Annotated in this window: 19 protein-coding genes; 6 read left to right on the plus strand and 13 right to left on the minus strand. The window is 47.8% G+C overall.

Annotated elements, in window-relative coordinates:
- Window positions 1-120: 120 nt before the first annotated feature.
- Window positions 121-876: a response regulator transcription factor gene (locus MKY41_RS17140; RefSeq protein WP_340746221.1), complete on the minus strand. Its 756-nt coding sequence runs from the start codon at window positions 874-876 to the stop codon at window positions 121-123.
- A 105-nt stretch (window positions 877-981) separates the two neighbouring features.
- Here MKY41_RS17140 and MKY41_RS17145 point away from each other — a divergent pair, with 105 nt between their 5' ends.
- Together MKY41_RS17145 and MKY41_RS17150 are read left to right on the plus strand one after the other, a co-directional pair.
- On the plus strand, window positions 982-2,436 hold the full coding sequence (locus tag MKY41_RS17145) for an amidase (RefSeq protein ID WP_340746222.1): 1,455 nt from the start codon (window positions 982-984) through the stop codon (window positions 2,434-2,436).
- A 216-nt stretch (window positions 2,437-2,652) separates the two neighbouring features.
- Window positions 2,653-3,204 carry a Uma2 family endonuclease gene (locus MKY41_RS17150; RefSeq protein ID WP_340746223.1) on the plus strand — a complete coding sequence of 184 codons (552 nt, stop codon included), beginning with the start codon at window positions 2,653-2,655 and terminating at the stop codon, window positions 3,202-3,204.
- Window positions 3,205-3,430: 226 nt separating this feature from the next.
- On the opposite strand, the gene MKY41_RS17155 is transcribed toward MKY41_RS17150, so the two are convergent.
- Both MKY41_RS17155 and MKY41_RS17160 read right to left on the minus strand, forming a co-directional pair.
- Window positions 3,431-4,399 (minus strand): NAD(P)H-dependent flavin oxidoreductase, encoded by a 969-nt coding sequence (locus MKY41_RS17155; RefSeq protein WP_340746224.1) that lies wholly within the window; start codon window positions 4,397-4,399, stop codon window positions 3,431-3,433.
- 161 nt (window positions 4,400-4,560) lie between these two features.
- Entirely contained in the window at window positions 4,561-5,961 is a 1,401-nt protein-coding gene (locus MKY41_RS17160; protein ID WP_340746225.1) for a hypothetical protein, read from the minus strand.
- 206 nt (window positions 5,962-6,167) lie between these two features.
- On the opposite strand from MKY41_RS17160, the gene MKY41_RS17165 reads away from it, so the two are divergent.
- Window positions 6,168-6,902 carry a YqcI/YcgG family protein gene (locus MKY41_RS17165; RefSeq protein ID WP_340746226.1) on the plus strand — a complete coding sequence of 245 codons (735 nt, stop codon included), beginning with the start codon at window positions 6,168-6,170 and terminating at the stop codon, window positions 6,900-6,902.
- 35 nt (window positions 6,903-6,937) lie between these two features.
- Here MKY41_RS17165 and MKY41_RS17170 read toward each other — a convergent pair whose 3' ends face one another.
- The 3 genes from MKY41_RS17170 to MKY41_RS17180 form a co-directional block, all read right to left on the minus strand.
- Entirely contained in the window at window positions 6,938-7,216 is a 279-nt protein-coding gene (locus MKY41_RS17170) for a hypothetical protein (RefSeq protein WP_340746227.1), read from the minus strand.
- Between the two features lie 89 nt (window positions 7,217-7,305).
- A complete protein-coding gene (locus MKY41_RS17175) occupies window positions 7,306-8,607 on the minus strand; it encodes a D-serine ammonia-lyase (protein ID WP_340746228.1) in 1,302 nt (433 codons plus the stop codon).
- Between the two features lie 63 nt (window positions 8,608-8,670).
- Complete coding sequence (locus MKY41_RS17180; protein WP_340746229.1) at window positions 8,671-9,564, minus strand: D-alanyl-D-alanine carboxypeptidase family protein; 894 nt, start codon at window positions 9,562-9,564, stop codon at window positions 8,671-8,673.
- 172 nt (window positions 9,565-9,736) lie between these two features.
- Between MKY41_RS17180 and MKY41_RS17185 the strand changes: the two genes are divergently transcribed.
- On the plus strand, window positions 9,737-11,767 hold the full coding sequence (locus tag MKY41_RS17185) for a hypothetical protein (RefSeq protein ID WP_340746230.1): 2,031 nt from the start codon (window positions 9,737-9,739) through the stop codon (window positions 11,765-11,767).
- Window positions 11,768-11,812: 45 nt separating this feature from the next.
- Here the strand turns inward: MKY41_RS17185 and MKY41_RS17190 are convergent, their stop codons facing one another.
- The 7 genes from MKY41_RS17190 to ytxJ form a co-directional block, all read right to left on the minus strand.
- A complete protein-coding gene (locus MKY41_RS17190) occupies window positions 11,813-12,424 on the minus strand; it encodes a response regulator transcription factor (RefSeq protein ID WP_340746231.1) in 612 nt (203 codons plus the stop codon).
- Window position 12,425: 1 nt separating this feature from the next.
- Window positions 12,426-13,556, minus strand: a complete 1,131-nt coding sequence (locus tag MKY41_RS17195; protein ID WP_340746232.1) for a sensor histidine kinase — start codon at window positions 13,554-13,556, stop codon at window positions 12,426-12,428.
- A gap of 187 nt (window positions 13,557-13,743) precedes the next feature.
- A complete protein-coding gene (locus MKY41_RS17200) occupies window positions 13,744-14,091 on the minus strand; it encodes a hypothetical protein (protein WP_340746233.1) in 348 nt (115 codons plus the stop codon).
- Window positions 14,092-14,247: 156 nt separating this feature from the next.
- Window positions 14,248-15,303, minus strand: a complete 1,056-nt coding sequence (locus tag MKY41_RS17205) for a fatty acid desaturase (RefSeq protein WP_340746234.1) — start codon at window positions 15,301-15,303, stop codon at window positions 14,248-14,250.
- 396 nt (window positions 15,304-15,699) lie between these two features.
- A complete protein-coding gene (locus MKY41_RS17210) occupies window positions 15,700-15,984 on the minus strand; it encodes a hypothetical protein (RefSeq protein ID WP_340746235.1) in 285 nt (94 codons plus the stop codon).
- 437 nt (window positions 15,985-16,421) lie between these two features.
- Window positions 16,422-17,162, minus strand: coding sequence for a 3-oxoacyl-ACP reductase FabG (fabG, locus tag MKY41_RS17215; RefSeq protein WP_340746236.1), 741 nt, complete (start codon window positions 17,160-17,162; stop codon window positions 16,422-16,424).
- Between the two features lie 139 nt (window positions 17,163-17,301).
- On the minus strand, window positions 17,302-17,628 hold the full coding sequence (gene ytxJ, locus MKY41_RS17220) for a bacillithiol system redox-active protein YtxJ (protein WP_340746237.1): 327 nt from the start codon (window positions 17,626-17,628) through the stop codon (window positions 17,302-17,304).
- Window positions 17,629-17,843: 215 nt separating this feature from the next.
- Between ytxJ and MKY41_RS17225 the strand changes: the two genes are divergently transcribed.
- Both MKY41_RS17225 and MKY41_RS17230 read left to right on the plus strand, forming a co-directional pair.
- Entirely contained in the window at window positions 17,844-18,515 is a 672-nt protein-coding gene (locus MKY41_RS17225) for a phosphatase PAP2 family protein (protein WP_340746238.1), read from the plus strand.
- A complete protein-coding gene (locus tag MKY41_RS17230; RefSeq protein WP_340746239.1) occupies window positions 18,512-18,841 on the plus strand; it encodes an MGMT family protein in 330 nt (109 codons plus the stop codon). The genes MKY41_RS17225 and MKY41_RS17230 overlap by 4 nt, the downstream gene beginning before the upstream one ends.
- Window positions 18,842-18,846: the final 5 nt, after the last annotated feature.

Here is an 18,846-nt window from a genome sequence, read left to right on the forward strand (position 1 = left end):
CACTTATCGATGGATAATCGTCACTTTTGATGGAATATCCGTCACTGCGGCATAGGTATCCGTCACTTTGGAGCGGATATTCGTCAAGTTCACAAGTTTATTCCTAAATGAGGACTTTACTCATAGATTTATCCGAGACAATAGATATCCCAATTCGGTCCGGTTCTCTACCCCCATCTTTTGAAAGACGTTTTGCAAATGCTTTTTCACGGTATTTACACTGATGGACAACGCCTCTCCAATTTCCTTATTCAATAAACCTTGCCGAACCAGTTTCACTATTTCCTTTTCTCGACTAGTTAATCTTGCCTCCAAAATCGGTTCTCTCTGCTCCTGACTAATCATGGCCGCTGCATTAAAAGCCCCCTCAATCGACTTTATAAGGAACTGGATACAGTTTCGGTCGACCTCACTAAAATGGCCTTCTTCCTTCTTCCGGACCAATCCGATTACCCCGACCAACTTCGATTTATCATAAATGTAAATTCCCATCTCATCGATATAACCAAACCGATCGAAATAGTGTAATGCGTATTCCGTCTTTTTAAATTGGGTATACGGCATAACATCTTTTATTTTCAGGATTGGAGCTGTGGGCACTCCATTCGGTATATTCCCCGGCGCCAATACATCATGGGTGTGATACGTTTCAAAATACTCATACATCGATTTGTCTTCAATATTAGTGAAGATCGGATCCATTAGCCGCCCTTCGTCATCAAGTAGCCAAAATAAATTGGTATAGCCAAACACTTCAAACAGACAATCAACCACTTTCTGACGATACGCTGTTAAGTTGCTACTATCCGAGTTAAATGCAACCCGGTCCAAACCTTCCATGATCTTCTTGTACTCTTTTTGCGTCAATTGCAACAAGTGATCTTCCTCCTGGTTCAGAATATTTTAAATGGTCATGTAACTCTTTCGGGTAATAGTATCCGTTATCCTCTTTGATTACAATGAAAAAAAGGAGGAGAGAAGATGAAAAAATCAGAATATGTGAATTATGATGGAATCGGTCTTGCGGAACTAGTGAAGAATAAGGAAGTAAAACCCGAAGAACTGGTTCAAACATCACTCGATCTCATCGAAGATTTGAATCCTGCACTCCATGCAGTCGCCTCAACAATCGAAGACCAAGCGTTGGAGGAAATCAAACAAGGACTGCCGAAAGGCCCGTTTGAAGGAGTACCATTCCTAATAAAAGAGCTAGTCCTTCATGCCAAAGGGGTTCCCGCCAATATGGGAAGCCGCCTAGCAGAAGGTATGACATTCCCTGTAGATAGTGAATTGATGGCCCGTTTCCGCAAAGCCGGTCTCGTAACGGTCGGGACAACGCCAACGCCGGAATTCGGCTATAATGCGACGACAGAGGCAACCTTCTATGGCGAGCCGGCAAAAAATCCGTGGGATACAAACCGCAGTCCGGGCGGGTCCAGTGGAGGTTCATCATCCGCGGTCGCGGCCGGCATCGCACCTCTTGCCCATGCTAATGATGGCGGAGGGTCGATTAGGATTCCCGCCGCCTGTACCGGATTAGTCGGGTTGAAACCGACGAGAGGGCGCATTCCAGCCGGGCCTTTCAACAGTGAACCGCTCAATGGCATCGCCATCGAGTTTGCACTATCCAGGACTGTCCGTGACACAGCCACCTTGTTGGATGCGGTCGCCGGCCCGGATGTCGGTTGCTACGCCTGGGCAGAACCGCCGAAAACCCCATACGCCCAGGCAATGAAAACAACACCGAAGCCATTGAAAATTGCATGGACAGGAAAGCCGGCATCAGGAGTGCCCGTTGACGAGGAATGTCTTCGTGAGCTGCATGAAACCGTCAAACTTCTGGAGGATTTAGGCCATACAGTAGTGGAAGCCGCTCCTCAATACGATGCGGAGTCATTTAGCCAGGCAACCGTCCGTATCTGGACAGCTAACATTCACCATATGATCAATGGAGTCGCGTCTGCCTTAGGTCGTCAGCCGGGTGAAGATAATATAGAAGCGGCCATCTGGGAATGTTATAAATACGGGAAAGCGATGCCAGCGTCTGATCTTTTGGAAGCCATTGACACCAATGCAGCCGTCTCCCGCCAAGTCGGACAATTTTTCACGGACTATGATGTTTTACTCTCGCCAACCATTGCTACGCTGCCAACGCCATTAGGATTGCTGAATTCCAACAATCCTTCAATAGATGCGGTCGAATGGACAGAACAAATCTTCACCTATGCGCCATTCACCAACCTGTTCAATGCAACGGGACAACCATCCATCTCCCTTCCGATTGGATGGAGTAACGAAGGTTTACCGATTGGCATGCAGTTCACTGGCCGATTTGCGGATGAAACCACGCTTCTGCAATTAGCGGCGCAATTGGAAGAAGCGAAACCGTGGAAGGAGAAGAAGCCTCCCATTCGTAAATTGATGACCATTTCGTGATGAAAAGCCCGTTGTCTGATGTGGAGACGACGGGCTTTTCAATTGTAAGATGGATTGGCTTCTGCCGCCTCTCCTCTTCCCCTACCCACACTTCCTACCGTTCCTCACCAATTCCTATTTCGTTTCTTATTCAATTTCTATACTGCCAAATGTTCTCTCGGGATAGGTTTACATGCCGATGTGCTATACTTTATGAAAACGTGCGGGGGTGTTTTTATGGCTCAGTCAAGTTCGGATCATCGGATGACCGTCGCGGAAATCAGTGAGCGGGATGGATATTGGGAATTGATTGACGGGACACCGTATAATATGACGCCTGCTCCATCGCCTCTTCATCAAAGGGTTGTGGGCGAGCTGTTTTTTTCATTGCGATCCCACTATGGAAAAGGGGACTGCTCTGTGTATATGGCACCTTTTGATGTGCAATTGGACGAAACGGACCCCTATACCTTGGTCCAGCCAGACATTTCCGTTTTTTGCAATCAGGATCGGATTGGGGACAAACGGGCTATCGGAGCTCCCGAGCTCGTTGTCGAAGTGCCTTCTCCAGCAACCGCTTTACGGGATCGGAACCACAAGTTTAATTTATACGAGCGAACAGCCATTTCTGAATACTGGCTTGTCGATCCAGTTAATAAAACCATTGAAGTCTACGGGCTGGCGGAAGGTCGATATCGAAAACGGGCCGTGTTTGGGAAAGAGGATTCTCTTACCTCTTTCCACTTTAGAAATTTGGCCATCGATTTAGACGCCGTCTTCTCTGATTGACAGGATAAGCCTCCTCCTCTTTGGATACACTATCGCGTATAGCAAAAAAGGAGGGTTCGCGATGCCATCAAATCGGACATCAGTGGCGAATTTGGATGCCAAGCAATTGGAGGAACTGACGGCACTGGAGCAAAAATTAGGAGTCATCTTGATCGCTTACGATGCCTCCTCAGGGAAATAACCTCATACAAAAAGGCAGCTTTCCGAGGAGAGCTGCCTTTTTCAATTACCGGACGGCCGACTGCAAATTCACCAATTGATTCAATGCCGTCTGGTAGTCCGTCATTATTTCCTCGATAATTTCTGCAACGGATTTGATTTCATCAATGAGCCCAATTGTTTGGCCGAGCGAGAGGACGCCCACATCCGTGTTGCCCGTTTTTAGCATTTCCTCGTAGGCCTCCCCGCTTATATACGGGAAGATTTCTTCAAACGTCGCGCCTTGTTCTTCGAGTCGGGCCAATTCCATCGCATGTTCCGTCTTGAATACCCTCGCCGTCCGACCAATCGATTTCTTTACAAGGATTGTGTCCGTTTCGCTCGCCTCCCGCAATAAACCCTTGAGCCGCTGTGGGAGTTGGACTTCCTTCGATAATAAAAACCGGGATCCCATCTGCACGCCTTGCGCTCCAAGAGCGAGCGCCGCCAATACGGAGCGGCCCGTAGAAAATCCGCCAGCCGCTATCACAGGAACCGAAAGCTCTTTCACCGCTTTTTGAACAAGCGTCAAACTAGTCGTGTCTTCCATGCCGGGATGTCCACCGCACTCAAATCCGTTGACAACAACCGCATCACAACCGAGCGACTCCGCCTTCTTCGCGAAGCGGACAGAGGGTGCCACGTGAACGACCTTCATGCCCGCCGACTTCAAATCAGCCATGTATGGAGTCGGATTATTCCCCGATGTGAAGACGACCGGCACTCGCACTTCAATCGCTCCTTCGACGAATTCGTCCATCGACTTGCGCGTCCCGATGGCGATATTGACGCCAAACGGTTGATCTGTAAGACTTCGCGTCTCCTCGATATCCCGCACCATCTCCTCCTTCGTCCCGTAACTCCCCGCGGTGATCAACCCGAGACCTCCCGCATTGGAAACCGCGGAAACCAATGACGACGTACCGAGCCCTTGCAGCCCTCCTTGGATTATGGGGTAGCGGATGTTGAACAGCTTCGTAATTTGAGTCTCGACCATATGTACATACCTCCCATTTGAAATGAATCAGCACTCGCTTGAAGTTATCGGCGCTTCCGACAAGTTATCAGTGTTCCCGCCGGGTTATCAGCACTATCGCGAAGTTATCAGCAGTCCCGGCCAGTTATCAGCGCTCCCGACAAATTATCAGCACTCCCCAACTACGCCACCACCACATGCAAATAAACATGAAGAATGCAGAACAGCACGACGGCGTAGCGCCAGTTCCACCTGAACGAGATGGTGAACAGATCGATGCGCAATTCTTTGGACAATAGATTGTTCACTGCTGTGCTCGGTGAAATTGTATTGGCTACTGCGGTGCTTCCTAATAAGAGGAAAGCGAATTGCATCGAGGAAAATCCGATGACCGCCGGATCAATTGTCATGACAAAAACCGTCAGCAAGACGACTGGGTGCAGTCCGGCCACCGCCGCCCCGATCATCGTGATAGAGAGAAAGATACCGAGTAATAGTGTAGAAGAGCCGAATGCCCAATTTAAAAGACCGATGAATTGGTCACTTAGCGGCGAACGGACGAATACGTAACTGAATATCCCCGCAACCAGAAATAGCGTAAACTCCCCCTGTAAACTTGGTATAGCGCTCGTCGTATGCCGTTTCACCTCTTCTACATATTTTCCGGATTGCCCTTTGAGCAGGCACCAGACTAAAGGAAATAGGATAGATACCGCCGCAATGGACATGACCATCCCGATGTCGGTCATCTGCATCACCGATAAGACTAACCCGGTGGATAAAAATAGGACGGCCACCAACTCAGCCAGTTTCAGGACGGTCTTCTTCGGCGAATCGTCTTCCTTCATTTGCTGGACATCTGCCCGAATCAAAGCCTTTTCGCTACGGAACGCTTTGCTTTCCAACACAACAGCGACCGCTAGGGAAATAAGTACAAAGCCGAATGAATGCAGAGCCACTGAACTCCATGCAAGGTCCAACTGGCCGATCACCAAAATCATGATCGCCAAGTACGGGGACCATGTCGTAATGGTCGTGTAACCTCGCACTAGAATACTGGCGATCAATCGTTTCGACTTCAAGTTGGAACTCGAAAGTAAATGCAGGTTGATGACGATGGAGCCGACATTCAAGACAACCGACAGCAGATGCGTCAGCAATAGGAATATGACATAAGAGATGCCTGTCCGGTTTCCTAACTTGGACAATACCCTTTGTAAACTCTCAATATAATCTCCCGTCCTAACCGGAATGCCGAGCAAGGGGGCTAACACTAAAATGCAAACGATAGATAGGTTCGTGATGGCTCCTTCTAACAATATCGGCACAAAATTAGGTTGCGCGACTAATAAGGCGACTGTCGAGATGAGCAGGACATACGTCATTCGCCCGACCATCCCTCTCAAAGTGGGCAGTGAGACCAAAATATAAAAGCAAGTGTACACACTGGCAAAATTTCGGATAATCTGGTTATCCAGCAGCTGGATCAATATATAATTGACGACTAATAGAATAGCTAAAATCCCGCGATATTCCATTTTAGTCATCCGCAATTGATTGCGAAGAACGATTGTCTGGCCCATGGTATGATTACTTCTTTCTATGTATAATCTGAATCTTCTATAATAAATTCTATCATACCCGTAACTTTCAAAAGAAGAAAGGTTTTGATTTCTCGGCAAGTTACGTTCGTTTGTACTTCCGCATATGGTGAAAGGTCGTAGACAGAGTTTCATCTCTCCTTTTTAAGGGAATAACGAAAGTCATAGCTGGAATTGGGGGTGTCGATTTGATTACAAAATATGGGGCTTTATTAACAAAAGAGGATTTTTTCAATCGTACAGATTTGCCGGATTGGTTATTGCGAGAGTATGAGACCTTCCACAGAACAGTGACAGATAAAACATTTCCCTGTTATTTCGGAATGAGCGGTGAACTGAAGGGGGAGCTGCGCTATGCGTATGTGACGCAGGATGACTGGTCCAATTTACCGGAAGCACTCCAGTCTTTCTTGCAGCTGTTCGAGGATCCCAAACATAAACGGCATGGGTTATTCGTGTTTGTCGAGCCGTTTGAGAAGGAAGGTACTTTGGAAGAGTATCGAAAGCAGTTCTGGGAAATCCTGCAATACTTACATGATGAGGATGAAGTCGAATGGCCGGCGGATAGCCCGCGAGATCCAGACCATTATTTATGGGACTTCCATTTTCACGGAGAACCGATTTTTGCGTTCGGCAACACACCTGCCTATAAGCAGCGAAAAACTCGTGATCTCGGAAATGCCATGGTCATCGGTTTTCAACCGCGCAAGATTTTTAAAGGGTTGAAAGGGACGGAAAAGGGTGGCATCATGTCGCGTGAAAAAGTCCGCGAACGTGTCGAAGTGTGGGATCAGTTGCCGAAGCACCCCGACATCAGCCATTACGGCGACCCCGAGCATAATGAATGGAAACAGTTTTTCATCGGGGACGATAGTGAGCCGATTGTCGGGAAATGCCCGTTCTCCCATAAGGAAATGCAATGAAAGCCGTCCACGATGGACGGCTTTCCTCTTGGTTATTATTCATTTTTCAAATTTTCCATCGTTGGCCCAAAATTGTCCAATGGTTCATTATAGACTTCGAAGAACTCTTGTGTCAATGATTCAGGAGATCCGGATGAGCCGATTCTTTTGATCACCAATTCATCCTTTCTCATCTCCACTTGGACCTCTTCCCAGCCGACGACTCCCAGATGGCTAAGCATTTCTTCGGTAAGAGTGACACCAAAAGAATCCCCGATCGGTACAATTTGTTGCAGCGATATCTTTGAATTCATGCCGTCTTGATTCACAGTCATCCCTCCACCGCTCAATTTCATTCCTAGTATAGGCAATAAGCTTCCGATTATTTCCCGTTTGCTGTCGATTTCCCGGGAAATAAAACGAATTATTTCCCCGCCATTTCATAATAGCGTTTAATTTCTTCTTCAGGCACCATGCCACCACCTGTTGCCCACACCATATGGGTCGCTTCGACAGCATCCGCCTTTTCCGCTTCCGCCTGGATACTATTCACCGGACCCGGCATACCCGCAAGCGCGGATGGCTCCAGATAGATCCCTTCTTTGTCCGCCAGCAACTTCAATAAGGAGAACAAATTATTGTCGGATACGGTGTAACAGCCATCTATGAATGGCTGCATTGTTTTCCCGACAAATCCTGATGCGGTTCCGACTGCCAGACCGTCCGCTGCGGTTTTATTGTCGAGCCCAAAATCATGTACGGAAATCGCATCATGCAACCCGGTCATCATCCCGAGTGTCATGCAAGGGGAATGGGTCGGTTCGGCGAATAAGCAATGGACGTGATCGCCAAAAACGAGCTTCAGCCCGAATGCCACGCCGCCCGGGCCACCCCCGACTCCACAAGGCAAATAGACGAATAAAGGATGTCCCGCATCCACGACCGTTCCCCGCTCTTTCAATTGCTGCGCGACCCGTTCGCCCGCAACTGCATAGCCTAAGAAAAGATCCCTCGAATTCTCATCGTCAATGAAATGGCAATACGGATCAGATTCCGCCTGACGCCGCCCTTCTTCGACAGCCTTGCTGTAATCATCCGCGTATTCGACAACGGTAACCCCTTTTTCACGTAACATGTCCTTTTTCCACTGCTTTGCATCGGCCGACATATGGACCGTGACATGGAATCCGAGCTTCGCGCTCATGATCCCGATGCTCAATCCCAAATTCCCCGTTGATCCGACCGCAATTTTATGTTTCGCAAACAGTTCCTGGAACACCGGCTCTGCAAATTGGCTATAGTCCTCCCCTTCGGATATCAAATCATGTTGGAAGGCAAGCGTTTCCGCATGTTTCAGCACTTCGTAAATGCCACCTCTTGCCTTGATGGAACCGGAAATCGGCAAACGATTATCCTGCTTCAAAAGCAATTCACCTGGTATCGAAACCCCGTATTGGACAGCCAATGCCTCTTTCATCTCGGGGATGGCTGTAAGCGGTGACTCGATCAAACCTTTTGAATCTTCAGTTTCCGGAAAAACCCGCTCTATATAAGGAGCAAATCGGCGTAGGCGGTCTGATGCATCCCGGACGTCCGCAGCCGTCAATTCTGTTTTTGCCAAGCCGCTTTCGGTCGATTCCAGAAGAGGATTTATCCAGACAATCTCCTCTCCCTCCATCATCTGCCCGATTTGCGGGATTTTCTCTTTCCACACTTTCACATCCATGTGTTAGCCACTCCTTTTTGGAAAAGTAGTAGCCATAGTATAGCATGTGACTCGATCGAGTTGTTAATCCAACACGAAGCGGTCCATCAATTCCCGCGTCAGTTCGAACCGGGGATGAATCGTATCCTGTTCCACAGCTTCCACTCCGATGACGACTGAAATGATACGCCTTCCGTCAAATACGCCGGTACTTGCAAAACAAGAGCCAGCTGCTTCCGTATAACCTGTTTTCAACCCGTCGATTCCGGGCAACGCCTGCGACATCCCTTCTAACATCAAATTAGTGCTCCACATTTTAACCCCCTGGCGTGTTGTGAAATCCTGAACCTTCGTAAACTCCAGCACTTCCGGATGTCGTGCAATCAATTCCTTCGCAATAACCCCGACATCCCGAGCAGAAGAATGATTCGTTTCCTCCGCACTTCTGCCGATATAATCGCCATCCAAGCCTGTTGCATTATAAAAGATGGTTTCACGTAAGCCGATAGCTTTGGCTTGTGCATTCATCATCTCGACAAAGGATTCTTCCGTCCCCGCCACCATTTCAGCGAGAGCGACTGCGGCATCATTTGCCGAAATGACCGTCATCGCGGTAAAAAGCTCGCGGACGCTATAATCGACTCCTGCCTCCACTCCAAGCTTGACCGCCCCGGGTGTCCCGGCAATTTGCAATACATACTCACTGGGCGCGTAAAGGCTGTCCCAAGACAGCGCCCCGCTATTCACCGCATTCAATACAAGATATTGGGTCATCAACTTGGTCATACTTGCGATTGGCAACGAATCCGAGCCGTTTTCCTCATAAAGGATATTCCCCGAATCCGCCTCCATCACGAGGACAGCTTTGGCGGGAATACTCAGTGAAACGACTTCCTTTGTAAAGGTGACCTCCTTCTTCACAACTACTACCACACTGCTTACTAGAATAAGAAGAATCAATCCCCACTTCTTTAACAATGTCATCACGCCTTTGTAAGATTCTCTATTTTTAGCATGCGACATAATCTTGAAGAATTGGCTATTGCAATTCTGAAGAATTCCTTAACTTTTCCTCTAGTCCTTACGCACACACCACCTGCTCCCACGCGAATATGCTAAAGTAATCAATCGTAGTGGTGGTGTCGTTTGAATGGAAAATCTCATTGTGCTGGCAGGTCCAATTTTACGACGGGTCGAAAAGAACTCGGTTTCCATATGGATTGCTACAAGCCGCTCTTTTCAAATAAAAGCAGCGCTTTTCAACTTGGTCGATGGATCCCTCTTGCCGACTTGGTCTGTAACCGAATCCGTCCGTGCCGGAGAAAAATTATTTATTCACCTCGTGCAAGTGTACGGGGATTTTCCCATGGATACCCTTCTTGGCTACGACTTGACTTTCGCCGGTTATGGAGAATTCCATGACTTGGCCAGCCTCGGATACCTATCCGAACAGGATGCCCAGTCTATTGTCTATCCCGGCATTCCGTATCCTTCCTTTTATCTCCCCGAATCGTCCTCTCCGAACTTCCTCTATGCATCTTGCCGTAAATTTCATGGGAAAGGAGAAGATTCGCTCACGGCAGGCGATGAACTCCTGCATACAGCCGCAAGCCGCTTGCAGGAGCGTCCGAGTGCGCTCTTCCTCGTAGGCGATCAGATTTATGCAGATGATGTGGCTAGCCCCCTGTTTCCAGTCATTCGCACTGTCGCTTCAAGTTTCATCGGCGAGGAGGAGCTATCCCGCTTGGATCATCGGTTGGGGCAACCCCCTTTTCACCGCTCGCTATACAAAGTGAACGGGCGGCAATTCATCATGGAACAGTTTTGCCGCTTCACATCGTCCAATCCTCTTAATCATTTAATGACCTTCGGCGAGTATGCGGCTATGTATTTGTTGTCTTGGAGCCCTGTATTATGGGAAGCTGTCGCGCTGCCTTCTTTCGATGAACTTGTGAAGAAGGATGAATTTCATTTCATTTTTCCGGACGATGAAAAGGAAAGAGATCAGCAGAGGCGCAACTATGAACGGCAAACAGAGGATCTTCTGCAGACAATCGGGGATGTACGACGGATTCGTAGATTATTGGCAAATATGCCGACGTATATGATTTTTGATGATCACGATGTGACGGATGATTGGAATTTGACGGCCGATTGGCGAGATCATGTTTCCCGATCGCCTCTCGGAAAGCACGTCGTGACAAATGGTTTGTGTGCGTATTGGGCATTCCAAGGTTGGGGCAATGAGCCGCAGCGGTACGAGGAGGCGTTCCTTCAGTCGATGAGAAATTACTTCGACAGGCTCATTGTCGGTACACCTGCCCACACGGATTGGATGGACTGCATTTGGTCGTTCCGCCATTGGCATTTCGTCGCACCTACCCGGCCGGCGGCATTGTTCCTCAACACGCGCACGATGCGTTTCTACGACGCGAACCCATTGCCGGTGAAGATTGGTTGGATCTATAAAGAAAATGTCCGCGGTCCCAGATTGATTGGCCCAGCCGGATGGAAAGCCATTTCGTCAACGCTGCATGCGTCCGGCTGGAAACGTGGCGATCCATTGATTATCATCTCCCCGACCCCGCTATACGGAATGGGCATCATCGAGTCCTTCCTTCATTCCTATGTCTATCCATTGCGCTCCGTTGGGATTCCAGTGCATGAAATGATGGATTTCGAAGCATGGAAATATAACGGGAAAGCGTTCAACGAGTTTCTGCGGCATATTGTGAAATGGCGTCCTTCGAGGTGCATCATTCTATCAGGAGATGTCCATTATGCGTCCGTCGTTCACTCCCGGATTCGGTGGAAGAACGGATTTAACGCAAGTATTTTGCAAGTGACGAGCAGCCCTTCCAACAATATGAGTTTTTCCGGGCTTTGGGGATTCCTCATGCGCACCGCAATCCGTTGGAATAGCAACAAACGGAAAGGAGTGACGATCCGTCGCCATTGCGATGATTCCTTCAACATTCGGAATGGCGGATCCGAGCCGCCATGTGATGCGCCTTGGCAAGAAGAGTTGTATTATGTATCGAAACGTCCAGGAAGCTCTATCGTCGAGACAGGTAATAATATAGGACAATTGATAATAGGGGAAAATGCCGTTCAGCCAGCCCTTCTTCAAATGAAAGGCGGAGAATTAAGGAAGGTATCCTTCGAGGAAATTTCGATATGACAGGAAATTGGAGATGGACGGTCTTATCTGGAGACCGTCCGTCTTTCATTTAAACCAGCCTTTTTCTTTAAATCGGGAAATCGCTTCGATGCGATTGCCTACGCCGAGCTTGTCAAGAATGGTGGAGATATAATTCCGGACTGTGCCGGGCGTTAGAAAGAGTTCACCCGCAATCTCTTTCGTCGTTTTTCCTTCAGCTACGAGACTGAGCACTTGGTTTTCACGCTCTGTCAGCGGATTCTCCGTGTCATCGTCGTCACCATACGCAATGTCTACAAGTTCCGGTGCATAAATCCGCCGACCGTCCATAATCGTCCGAATCGAGCTGACCAACTCCTCAATCGGGCTATCTTTCAATAAATAGCCGCGCACCCCCGCTTTTCGCGCACGTTCGAAATAGCCGGTCCGGGCGAAGGTCGTCAAAATGATAATCTTGCAGGCACTTCCCTGGAGAGTTTCCGCCGCATCCAGTCCGGTCTTCATCGGCATCTCGATATCCATGATGCACACATCCGGTTGAAGTTCTTGGACAAGTGCGACCGCTTCCTCTCCATTTTTCGCTTTACCGACGACTTCCATATCCTCTTCCAAATTCAAAAGGGAGCTTAAGGCACCCAGCATCATTCCTTGGTCTTCTGCTATGACAATCCGGATCATCTTAATCCTCCTCCACAATTTGTTTTAGGACCGCAGGAACACGTATATACAGCTTCGTCCCTGCCCCGCCTTCTATATGCAGGCTGCCGTTGATGAATTCGAGACGCTCCCGCATCCCTTTCAGCCCGCTTCCCGGCGATGTCTCGCCGCGCCCGGAAATGCCGATTCCATCGTCTTCGACCTTGATGAGATACTCGTTCGGCAACTGTGCAAATGTAATATGGCAAGCGGTCCCGAAGCTATGTTTTACGACATTCGTCACCGCTTCCTTCAAGCACATGCTCAAGACATTTTCCGCAATAGTAGGAATCTTGCTGAACACGGGATCTCCTTCAATAGTGCAATCCATTTCAGCGGCTTTCAGGATTTGACGAATCCGAATTAATTCATCCTCTAACTTTACCGTCCGCATATCCGCTACCAGTTCCCGCACTTCCTTCAGGGCGGTGCTGGCCGTCTGCCGGATTTCTTGCAGTTCTTTCCCCGCAGCCTCCAGATCCCGCGTCAAAAGTCTGGCTGCCAAGTCGCTCTTCAAACCGATCATCGATAATTTTTGGCCAAGTGTATCATGCAGATCACGTGCAATCCGATGCCGTTCTTCCAGGATGATAAGTTCAGAAATCTTCTCCTTCGCATCTTCCAACTGGTCCTCCAACTTCTCCCGCTTGTTCCGATTGTATAAATTGAACGGCAACAGGACAACGCCGATCACCGTAATCAAAATAAAGTGCACGTATGGAAGGAAGAGGTTGATTTCCAAAAAGAAACCTGCCACGATCGCCAGAATCGTAAAGGCAATATGCAGCCCATACACGATGAAAAAACCGACGGGATTGCGGAGATTACCAATGAAAAACGCCGTGAATAACGACAAGTACACATAGCCGAACAATAGCGTCATGGCAATATTGATGACCATTTCAAAGCTAAGCCACATATACACAAGCCCGCTCTTCGATTTGAATGAAAACATGTACGACAGGAAAAAGAGGAATAACAACGAAATGCCAACCGCAATCTCAATCGGAGAGGAGGAGCGGAAAATGAAAAAGAACGGCAATAAACAAAAGATGACCCATGCGTAAATACTGAGCCATGGATTTCTCGGGAATATACTATACCAACTGTGCATGCCTCACCTTCACCGCCCTGTCTAATTCTTTCATTGTACCAAATTTTTCAATATGTCTCGTGTTAATTGCATTTGGTTTCTCCTTCAGCTCCTCTATTGCGCACGCTTGAAAATCACAGCTTGCGGTGATAAGTTGGGGAAACGTTGGTGGATCCGAACGCTGATATCTTCTCACTACCGCCAATAACTACGGACGAATGCTGATAACTACCCACAACCGCTGATAACTCCGAACGAATGCTGATAACTTTCCACAACCGCCGATAACTACGGACGAACGCTGATATCTTCCCACAACCGCTGATAACTCCGAACGAATGCTGATAACTTTCCACAACCGCCGATAACTACGGACGACTGCCGATATCTTCCCACGACCGCTGATAACTCCGGACGAATGCCGATATCTTCCCACAACCGCTGATAACTCCGAACGAACGCCGATATCTTCCCACAACCGCTGATAACTCCGAACGAATGCCGATATCTTCCCACAACCGCCGATAACTACGGACGACTGCTGATAACTACCCACAACCGCCGATAACTACGGACGAACGCTGATATCTTCCCACAACCGCTGATATGTCTAGAGATGTCCCGCCAATAAACATATGCCATAAACAGTGACCAGTCGCTCCGCTTCACGACAAAAGGGCTGTTCGTTTTAGCGAACAGCCCCTTCGATCATTCATTTGCTCAAACTTGTTCGCTTCGGTTTCAAATCGATGGAAACCCCTTTGCTCTTCGCACGGACCAAATGTTTCACATCTTTGAACGTGACAAATGTCTTGCGAGCTGGATCGTACAATCGATATTTGAGGGATTCCAGACTCGTCTTGATAGTAATTGTCGTTGCCTGTTGAAGAGGCGGCGTCAATTCATGTGCCATTTCCAAATTGTAGTTTGGAACGCGCGGTGCCAAGTGATGCACATGGTGGAATCCGATATTGCCAGTCACCCATTGTAAAACACGTGGCAACTTGTAGTAAGAGCTTCCTTCAACTGCCGCTTTCACATAATCCCACTCCGACTCTTCCTCAAAGTATGAGTCCTCGAAGGTATGCTGGATGTAGAACAACCAGATGCCGAGCATCCCTGCCACGAACATGGTCGAGCCTTGGATTAGCAAGAACGACTGCCAGCCGATCAACAGGATCAGTCCCGTGTATAGGCCAACAAGAATCACATTCGTCAAATACGTATTTAACTGCTCTTTCCGTCGTGCATCTTTCCGATTGAATCGGCTGGAGATGAGGACGAGATACATCGGTCCCAATCCGAACATGACTAGCGGGTTCCGGTAGAAACGGTACGCCAGCCGTTGCCATTTCGATGCTTGAACGTATTCTTCAATTGTCATCACCCAAATATCCCCAACGCCTCGTTTATCCAAATTCGAACTTGTCGCATGGTGAATCGAGTGCTCCCGCTTCCATTTCTCATAGGCAAATAGCGTCAGGACACCTGTCATCGTTCCTACAATATCATTCGCTTTTTTATTTTTGAAAAATGAACCGTGTGTACAGTCATGGAAAATGATGAATGTCCGGACAACAAATCCAGCATTCACTACACAAAGAGCCAACGTCAACCAAATGGAGACATCCAAGCTCTGATACGCCAAAAACCAAAGAATGATCACCGGTGGAATCGTATTGATTAGTTGCAAAACGCTTTTTTTCTTATCCGATTTTGCAAAAGGAGCAACGTCTTGATGTAACTTCTTCGTTTTTTCTTTACTCATGCAAATCCTCCTAATCTGATACTCGTTCTATTTCATGATTCAATCATAAGAAATCCTACCCTTCCGCAACAGACATAAACGTCATGACAGGAGAGATGATAGATGTCACATTTTGTGAATCTTTTCACAAAAAAAGGCCCTCTCCTTCAGATAACGGGTTCGGTTGAGGGGGAGAAAAACGCTAAAATCAATGTAAATAACGGCCTAAGAAGCATATGTTTCGACAACGGATCAGTAATAGAAAAAACAAAAAAACGCTCAAAACTTTGAACGTTCTTGTTATAATATTTTGCGGTTAGAAAGTTCGTATTGATTGTTCCACAACCGCACCCGCTAGTTTTACATACAGATTTATACAATAATTGAACATTATATAAGTGATGCGACAATAAGTAATTATTTTTTGTTTTTCAGCTCTAAAAGTATAGGAGTTATATTTAATAAAATCGATATAATCGTCAAAACCCATAACACTGTTTCCATCGAGGGCACTACATCTAATAAAGCAGACCAATCTTCCACTTTTACCCAATCAGACACCATACTGTATTCTGCAACAAGTGTTAGTGCTGTAAATGATAATCCCATTGCCATTGCCAATTTATAATCTTTGCCAGTTCCATACATGTAAAGATTAATAAAAGTCGCTATTATTGCGACAAGTCCTAGTATTAACCACATAATTATATCTCCATTCATACTAAAAATTCTTATTAATTAAGACGGAACGAGATAGTAAATAGTTTCATAATTGCAACAAAACGGTTCGTTTGTTGAATAACAATTACTCCCAAACTCTTTTAACTTGTTTTAGCATAGAGTTCCTAAAATCCTTCGAAAATCTTTATTCCCCTTAAAACTTGCAACATAATTGGTTATACAATTCGCAATCGCTTTAGCATAGCGATTAACAACATCACATAAATTTATGTGGTGTTGTTAATGTGGATGCGAATTTGAGTGCAGTTTATCGCACTAAACCCTTCAAAACATTGGTATATCAATAAAATAGGGGACACCAATTCGTATGTGAATTGTGTCCCCGATTAGCTTGTTCCTTAATGTTTTCTCTCCGTGAACCGAACCTGTTATCCCCCAGGATAGGCCTTCTCTTCCTACTATTTCAGCATGCCGCCGTCCACTTCCAAGACGGTTCCGTTTACAAAGTCCGACTCATTCGAAGCCAGAAATAGATACGCATTTGCGATGTCTTCCGGTCTTCCCAGCCGAGGGAACGGGGTGAGCGCCCGGACTTGATTCAACACCTTTTCGGGAATGGTGTCGATCATTCCGGTTTCAATGAAACCCGGTGCGACGGCATTGACATTGAGCCCCTTCGGCCCGAACTCCTTTGCCCACGTCCGGGTCATCCCGATGATTCCCGCCTTGGAGGCGGCATAATTCGTTTGCCCGACATTCCCGCCGGTGCCCGAAATCGAGGATGTATTGATGATCTTGCCCTTTCCTTGAGCGATCATGGAAGGCAAGAATGCTTGCGTGCAATTGAAAATGCCGGTCAAATTCACATCAAGTACCTGTTTGAATGCTTCTGGAGTTAATTTCACCAACATGGCATCTTTTGTGATTCCCGCATTGTTCACGAGAATATCCACTTTCCCGAACGTCTCTAGCACCTGCTTCGCCACTTGCTTGACATTGTCGTAATCGGCAACGTCTACCTGGAAAAAAGATGCCTCGACGCCATCCTTTAGCAGTTGCTCCACTTTGCTGCGGCCGATTTCTTCATTAAAATCAAGTACCGCGACACGGGCCCCTTCTTTTCCGAATAACGTAGCGGCGGCTCCGCCAATTCCCCTGGCACCGCCTGTAATGACGGCTACTTTGTCTTGTAAGCGCAATCCGCATCCCCTTTCTCTCACTCCAAATGTGAGCTACCTCGCTCTATCATAGTACCCGACCTGTGAAGCCGGATGGGCGACGGCCTCTTTCCATTGGAATAAAATACCGGGCACCTTTGTACAAGATACCCGGTTTCACTTAACAATATTCTTGAATCGCTTGCTGGATTTTCGGTTCACTGATGTCATGATGCGATGCATTCCAAATCGCCTCACCGTCTTTCAATAGGAATAATTGAGGTGATTCATGCCGGATGCCAAGCTCATCCTCCATCTCATTGGACAAGGACCTGCTCTGCTGCACGACCAAGTATTGCTTCGGCACGTCCGTCTCCACATTTCGGAAGGCTCCGAAAGCGGAGGCGCTGATCGGGCAGGTCGAGCTATGTTTCATGACAAACTGCGGCGCTTCATTCGACTTCTCTAACGCTTCTTTCCATTCTCGGCTTGTCTGTATCTCTTTCATTTACCATCCACTCCTTTTTACTTTCATCATACATTTCCCGGCTCTGAACATGGTAAACTTCAGCTCAGCTCTTTTCTATGTGCGAAGAGCAACAGCCCTACCGAGGGGAAAGCAGCTAGCATCAATTCATCCACCTTTTTCGAATGGCAAGGGCTCGCTTGATGTCATTTCCGCGTAACGGTACAATATGGGACAGAGGAAAGGAAGGGTTTTCATTGCGTACATCTGATTCGCGCCATGTATGGGCGTTGCTTTCATGCATTCCGCTCCTTGGACTGTTTGCTTACCTGGCAATGGCCATCAGCCGAAATACGATCGGCTCTTTCGACAGCCCGATCATAGCCCTCATCCAAGGAGTGGAAGAACCGTGGCTGACGAAATGGGCCAACTTCTTGGCCACCATCGGATCTGGTTCCGTAGTCGTTTCTCTTGCCATCCTCCTCGCGATTGCCCTCTTTTTCGGGAACCGCCGGGAGCAAGCCCTTTTCGTGTTGGTCGTCGTTATTGGAAGCGGAGCTTTGAATCAAATCTTGAAAATCATCTTCCAGAGGGAGCGCCCGACTCTGCACCGCCTTGCGGAAATCGGAGGCTACAGCTTCCCGAGCGGACATGCCATGTTGGCGGTCAGCTTATACGGCGTCTTGGCATACCTGTCATGGAAAGCTATCAAAAAGTCGAGCGGACGCATCTTTGTCCTGTTCCTTGCCGGCGTCATGATGGTATCCATCGGGGCGAGCCGCATTTATCTCGGAGTCCATTATCCAAGTGATGTGGTAGCCGGAATGAGCATCAGCGCCACCTGGTTCATCATCTCGTCCGTTTTTTATGGAGCGTACGAACGAAAAAGGATAAAAGTCGGACAACAGGAGGCCGAAGATCCGTCATGAGCCCATTTACTGAACGTGTTATCCAAATCATCCGGGACATTCCAGCAGGCTATGTCATGACATACGGACAAGTGGCAGCCTCCGCCGGAAATCGCCGGGGGGCCCGTCAAGTAGCGCGCATCCTGCATTCAATGAGCGCCAAGTATGACTTGCCATGGCATCGGATCATCAATACGCAAGGTGGGATTTCATTTCCCCCGGATGCCGAGGCAAAAGGGACCCGTCAGCAGGATTTGCTGGAGACGGAAGGAATCCGCTTTACGCCGGATGGGAAAGTGGATCTGGCGGTGTACCGCTGGTTTCCACCTGACACGGAAGAATTTTAAAAGAA

The sequence above is a fragment of the Sporosarcina sp. FSL W7-1349 genome (assembly GCF_038003045.1).
Classification (GTDB): Bacteria; Bacillota; Bacilli; order Bacillales_A; family Planococcaceae; genus Sporosarcina.

What these genes read in the sequence shown, in the direction of transcription:
- MKY41_RS17145 (WP_340746222.1), top strand. Translation starts at nt 982, where the DNA reads ATGAAAAAATCAGAATATGTGAATTATGATGGAATCGGTCTTGCGGAA.
- MKY41_RS17150 (WP_340746223.1), top strand. Translation starts at nt 2,653, where the DNA reads ATGGCTCAGTCAAGTTCGGATCATCGGATGACCGTCGCGGAAATCAGT.
- MKY41_RS17155 (WP_340746224.1), bottom strand. Translation starts at nt 4,399, where the DNA reads ATGGTCGAGACTCAAATTACGAAGCTGTTCAACATCCGCTACCCCATA.
- MKY41_RS17160 (WP_340746225.1), bottom strand. Translation starts at nt 5,961, where the DNA reads ATGGGCCAGACAATCGTTCTTCGCAATCAATTGCGGATGACTAAAATG.
- MKY41_RS17170 (WP_340746227.1), bottom strand. Translation starts at nt 7,216, where the DNA reads ATGACTGTGAATCAAGACGGCATGAATTCAAAGATATCGCTGCAACAA.
- MKY41_RS17175 (WP_340746228.1), bottom strand. Translation starts at nt 8,607, where the DNA reads ATGGATGTGAAAGTGTGGAAAGAGAAAATCCCGCAAATCGGGCAGATG.
- MKY41_RS17185 (WP_340746230.1), top strand. Translation starts at nt 9,737, where the DNA reads ATGGAAAATCTCATTGTGCTGGCAGGTCCAATTTTACGACGGGTCGAA.
- MKY41_RS17190 (WP_340746231.1), bottom strand. Translation starts at nt 12,424, where the DNA reads ATGATCCGGATTGTCATAGCAGAAGACCAAGGAATGATGCTGGGTGCC.
- MKY41_RS17195 (WP_340746232.1), bottom strand. Translation starts at nt 13,556, where the DNA reads ATGCACAGTTGGTATAGTATATTCCCGAGAAATCCATGGCTCAGTATT.
- MKY41_RS17205 (WP_340746234.1), bottom strand. Translation starts at nt 15,303, where the DNA reads ATGAGTAAAGAAAAAACGAAGAAGTTACATCAAGACGTTGCTCCTTTT.
- MKY41_RS17210 (WP_340746235.1), bottom strand. Translation starts at nt 15,984, where the DNA reads ATGTGGTTAATACTAGGACTTGTCGCAATAATAGCGACTTTTATTAAT.
- ytxJ (WP_340746237.1), bottom strand. Translation starts at nt 17,628, where the DNA reads ATGAAAGAGATACAGACAAGCCGAGAATGGAAAGAAGCGTTAGAGAAG.
- MKY41_RS17230 (WP_340746239.1), top strand. Translation starts at nt 18,512, where the DNA reads ATGAGCCCATTTACTGAACGTGTTATCCAAATCATCCGGGACATTCCA.